The following is a 3,570-nucleotide window of genomic DNA, read 5'->3' as shown; positions in this document are numbered from 1 at the left end:
GACGGGTCCGGGTGTCCGTGGACACGGTCGACACCCCGCAGCCGCAGCCGCACCAGGTCCTCGTCCGGGTGGAGGCGGCGCCGCTCAACCCCTCGGACCTGGCCCTGCTGCTGGCGCTGGCGGACCCGGGCACCGCCGAGGCCGATGACACCCCGGACGGCAGGGTCGTGACCGCGGCGGTCCCCGACGCGGTGATGCCGAGCCTGCGCGCCCGGCTGGGCCGGTCGATGCCGGTCGGCAACGAAGGGGCGGGTGTCGTCGTCGCCGCGGGGGAGGCGCCCGAGGCACAGGCCCTGCTCGGCCGGCGGGTCGGGTTCGCGGGTGAGGGGACCTACGGCGAGCTCGTCCTGGCCGCTGCCCAGGGCTGCCTCCCGCTGCCCGACGGTGCGACCGCTGCCGACGGCGCCGCCTCGTTCGTCAACCCGCTGACGGCGCTCGGGATGGTCGAGACGATGCGCCGCGAGGGCCACACTGCGCTCGTCCACACCGCCGCCGCCTCCAACCTCGGTCAGATGCTCAACCGGGTCTGCCTCGCCGACGGCATCGGGCTGGTCAACATCGTCCGCCGGCCCGAGCAGGCCGACCTGCTGCGCGGCCTGGGCGCCGCCCACGTGGTCGACTCGAGCGCCGAGTCGTTCATGGCCGACCTGGTCGAGGCGATCCGCGCGACCGGCGCGACGATGGCCTTCGACGCGACCGGCGGGGGCCGGCTCGCCAGCGACATCCTCAACGCGATGGAGGTCGCGGTCACCGACCCCGCGGCGCCGTACAGCCGCTACGGCACCAACGTGCCCAAGCAGGTCTACATCTACGGCGGCCTCGACCGCCGCCCGACCGAGCTGAGGCGCGGGTTCGGGTTCGCCTGGGGGCTCGGCGGCTGGCTGCTGATGCCCTTCCTCGCCTCCCTGTCGGTCGAGGACCTCGTGCGGCTCCGGGGCCGGATCGCCGCCGAGCTGACGACCACGTTCGCCAGCCACTTCACGGAGGAGATCTCGCTCGACCAGGCGCTCGACCTCGACGTGCTGCGCCGCTACGCGCGCACCGCCACGGGCGAGAAGTTCCTCATCGTCCCGTAGGCGGAAGGTCGGGGTCCCCCCGCTCGTAACGCCCCGGGTGCTGGCTCGTTTCACCCATCGAGCCGAGCCTGCCGGGCATGGGGCCCGCGAAGCGATGGCTCGGGCAAGGAGGCCTGTCATGCGCAACTCCCGACGTCTCGCAGCGGTCTGGGCGGCACTGGTCGTCGCTGCCGGCCTGATGGTCTCCGGACCCTCGGTGGCGACCCCCGAGCTCACCCCGGCAACGGGGACCGAGACCGCTGGGCTGCGCACGGCTGCGCCCTCCTGGATGACTCCGCGGATCGAGCGCCGCATCGCCGCTGCCGGCACCGACGGCGCGTCCCTGCAGCAGATCCAGCGCTGGGTGGACCGGGGCCTGGCCGGTGCGGACCAGAAGGACGAGACGGTGACCGAGCCCTGTCCCACGGTCGACGCCTACCGCACCGCGGAGCCCACGGTGAAGGCGGGCGCGTGCCAGGTTGCGCCCTACGGATGCACGGCGAACTTCATCTACTACAACGGCCCCGAGGAGGCGATGCCCCCGACCAGCGACGGCCGCCACCACTTCATCGGCACGGCCGGGCACTGCGTGGGCCATGCCAACCAGCCGGTGTTCATGCAGATCACGGCCGCGGGCGTGGTGGCCAAGGTCGGCGAGGTGAAGAAGATCCTGGCCGGCGACATCGGCGCCAACGGCTTCGGCAACGGCGGCATCGGCAACGACTTCGCGATCATCCAGATCGACCCCGGCTTCACCGTCGACCCACAGATGCCGGCTCCCACGCTCGGCCCGCAGGGCATCTACACCGGCTGCGAGCCGACCGCCGTCAAGTGGTACGGCCACGGGTACGCCGTTGCCGTGGGCCAGGGCCGCGGCAAGGCCGGCGTGGCCACGAACTGGTACGACCGCAGCTTCGGCTGGACCGCCGCCGACGGGCTCCCCGGCGACTCCGGGAGCGGCGTGCTCACCGCCGACGGTGCCGCAGCCGGCAACCTCACCCACCTGCTCATCGACTTCGAGCGCTACCCCGGCAGCGTGCTCGCCGGGACCCGGGTCACCCGGGCGCTGACCTGGATGGGTGCCGGCTTCCGCCTGGTCAACGAGGACTACAGCACCGCCCGGGCCACCACGGCCGACACCGACTGCGGGAACGCCGACTCGGGCAACGGCTGACCCGCTTCCCGGCGGGCGGGGCGGCACCGGAGCCTGGCTCCTGGTCCCTGCACGCGCTCGGTGAACCTTGCCGGGCCACTGGCCGGGAGAGGATCCTCGGGACCATGAAATCGATCGAGTTCGTCATCGAGCGGACGATCGCGGCACCGATCGACCAGGTGTTCTCACGACTCGTCGACATCGACGGATACGACGAATGGATGCCCAGCAAGGGCACCATCCTCAAGCGAACTCGTCAGACCTCACCCGGAGAGGTGGGCCTCGGGACGACGTTCCTCGACGAGACGACGTACGGGCCGACGCCCGGTGAGATCGTCGAGCTCGACGCGCCCCGGGAGGTCGTCTTCCACTGGTGGGACAAGTCCAAGGCGGGCAAGCTCAAGACAGAAGGCTGGCCGGGCTACTCGCTGCGGACGACCGGGACCCAGACCCTCGTCCGGCTCCACGCCAAGCTGAACCTGTACGGCGCGTACCGCCTGGCCGCACCGTTGTTCAGGCGGCTCGCCGTCCGGGAGCGGACGGTCACCCTCGAGGCGCTCAAGGTGTCCTTCGAGCCGATCTCCAGACCTGGGTGACGAGCCACGGACGACGCCACCGGGCGGTCATCGACTCTCGGCCCTGCGCAGCACCGTCTGGAACTGCTTGCCCAGTGCGCGCGCCCCGGCGACGGGAATCAGCGCAGCGATGAGCCTCCCCTTGAGCGAGCCCGGCACCCGGGTGAGCGTCACGCGCAGGTCGGTGCCGTCGCCTGCCCCGACGAGGTCGTACCGCCAGCCACTGCCCGGCGCCCACAGGTTGGAGTCGAGGGTGTCGATCGTGACCGTGCCCGTCGCGGCGTCCCACGAGTAGCGCTCACGCTCCCAGCCCAGGCCGGTGCCCTCGGTCACCTCTGCCCAGTCGGGGCCCTGGTCGTGCAGCTTGAAGTGCGCCTCGTCGACGTTCGGCCACCACCGGGCCCGGTCGGGGCCGAAGTCGGTGATCACCGAGAGGACCTCACTCGGAGACAGGCTCGTGTGGACCGTGAACGTGGTGGTCGCCATGCGCGTCCCTCTTCCGGTGCGGGTGTCGGCTCTCTGGGGACCATCATCCGGCACGCGCCCGATCCCCGTGAGCGCTCGACCTCGATCACCGCGCGGGCAGCAGTGAACGGACCGCCGACGCCCACCTGCCGGCGGCCGGGTTCCACGGTTCGGAGTCCGCCGGGTCCCACGCGTAGGTGGGCACCCCGTGGTGCATCAGGGTGGCGAGCTCGGGGATCCCGAGTGCGGTTGCGGACCAGGTGTAGAGCGCGTCGAACCGTGGCTGGATGAGGCCCAGGTCGAGGAGCCGTCCGAAGCCGCC

The 3,570-nt window shown here is 72.0% G+C and carries 4 protein-coding genes and 1 pseudogene; 3 read left to right on the top strand and 2 right to left on the bottom strand.

Annotation, left to right across the window (positions count from 1 at the left end; all coding sequences use genetic code 11):
• From VFN12_RS04895 to VFN12_RS04885, 3 genes are all read left to right on the top strand, one after another.
• On the top strand, window positions 1–1,076 hold a 1,076-nt coding region (locus VFN12_RS04895; RefSeq protein WP_325117481.1), incomplete at its 5' end, for a zinc-binding dehydrogenase.
• A 118-nt stretch (window positions 1,077–1,194) separates the two neighbouring features.
• Entirely contained in the window at window positions 1,195–2,229 is a 1,035-nt protein-coding gene (locus VFN12_RS04890) for a hypothetical protein (protein WP_325117480.1), read from the top strand.
• Window positions 2,230–2,333: 104 nt separating this feature from the next.
• Window positions 2,334–2,804: an SRPBCC family protein gene (locus VFN12_RS04885; protein WP_325117479.1), complete on the top strand. Its 471-nt coding sequence runs from the start codon at window positions 2,334–2,336 to the stop codon at window positions 2,802–2,804.
• Between the two features lie 27 nt (window positions 2,805–2,831).
• Here the strand turns inward: VFN12_RS04885 and VFN12_RS04880 are convergent, their stop codons facing one another.
• Window positions 2,832–3,269, bottom strand: coding sequence for an SRPBCC family protein (locus VFN12_RS04880; RefSeq protein ID WP_325117478.1), 438 nt, complete (start codon window positions 3,267–3,269; stop codon window positions 2,832–2,834).
• An 85-nt stretch (window positions 3,270–3,354) separates the two neighbouring features.
• Window positions 3,355–3,570: pseudogene (locus tag VFN12_RS04875) on the bottom strand (hypothetical protein); the annotation flags it as partial.

It is taken from the genome of Nocardioides sp., from assembly GCF_035703625.1.
Lineage (GTDB): Bacteria > Actinomycetota > Actinomycetes > Propionibacteriales > Nocardioidaceae > Nocardioides.
The sequence above is the reverse complement of the archived record's forward strand: the minus strand, read 5'-3'. Positions and strand labels throughout refer to the sequence as shown.

Excerpts from the sequence above, each read along its gene's own strand:
- VFN12_RS04890 (WP_325117480.1), top strand. The coding sequence starts at position 1,195 with ATGCGCAACTCCCGACGTCTCGCAGCGGTCTGGGCGGCACTGGTCGTC.
- VFN12_RS04880 (WP_325117478.1), bottom strand. The coding sequence starts at position 3,269 with ATGGCGACCACCACGTTCACGGTCCACACGAGCCTGTCTCCGAGTGAG.
- VFN12_RS04885 (WP_325117479.1), top strand. The coding sequence starts at position 2,334 with ATGAAATCGATCGAGTTCGTCATCGAGCGGACGATCGCGGCACCGATC.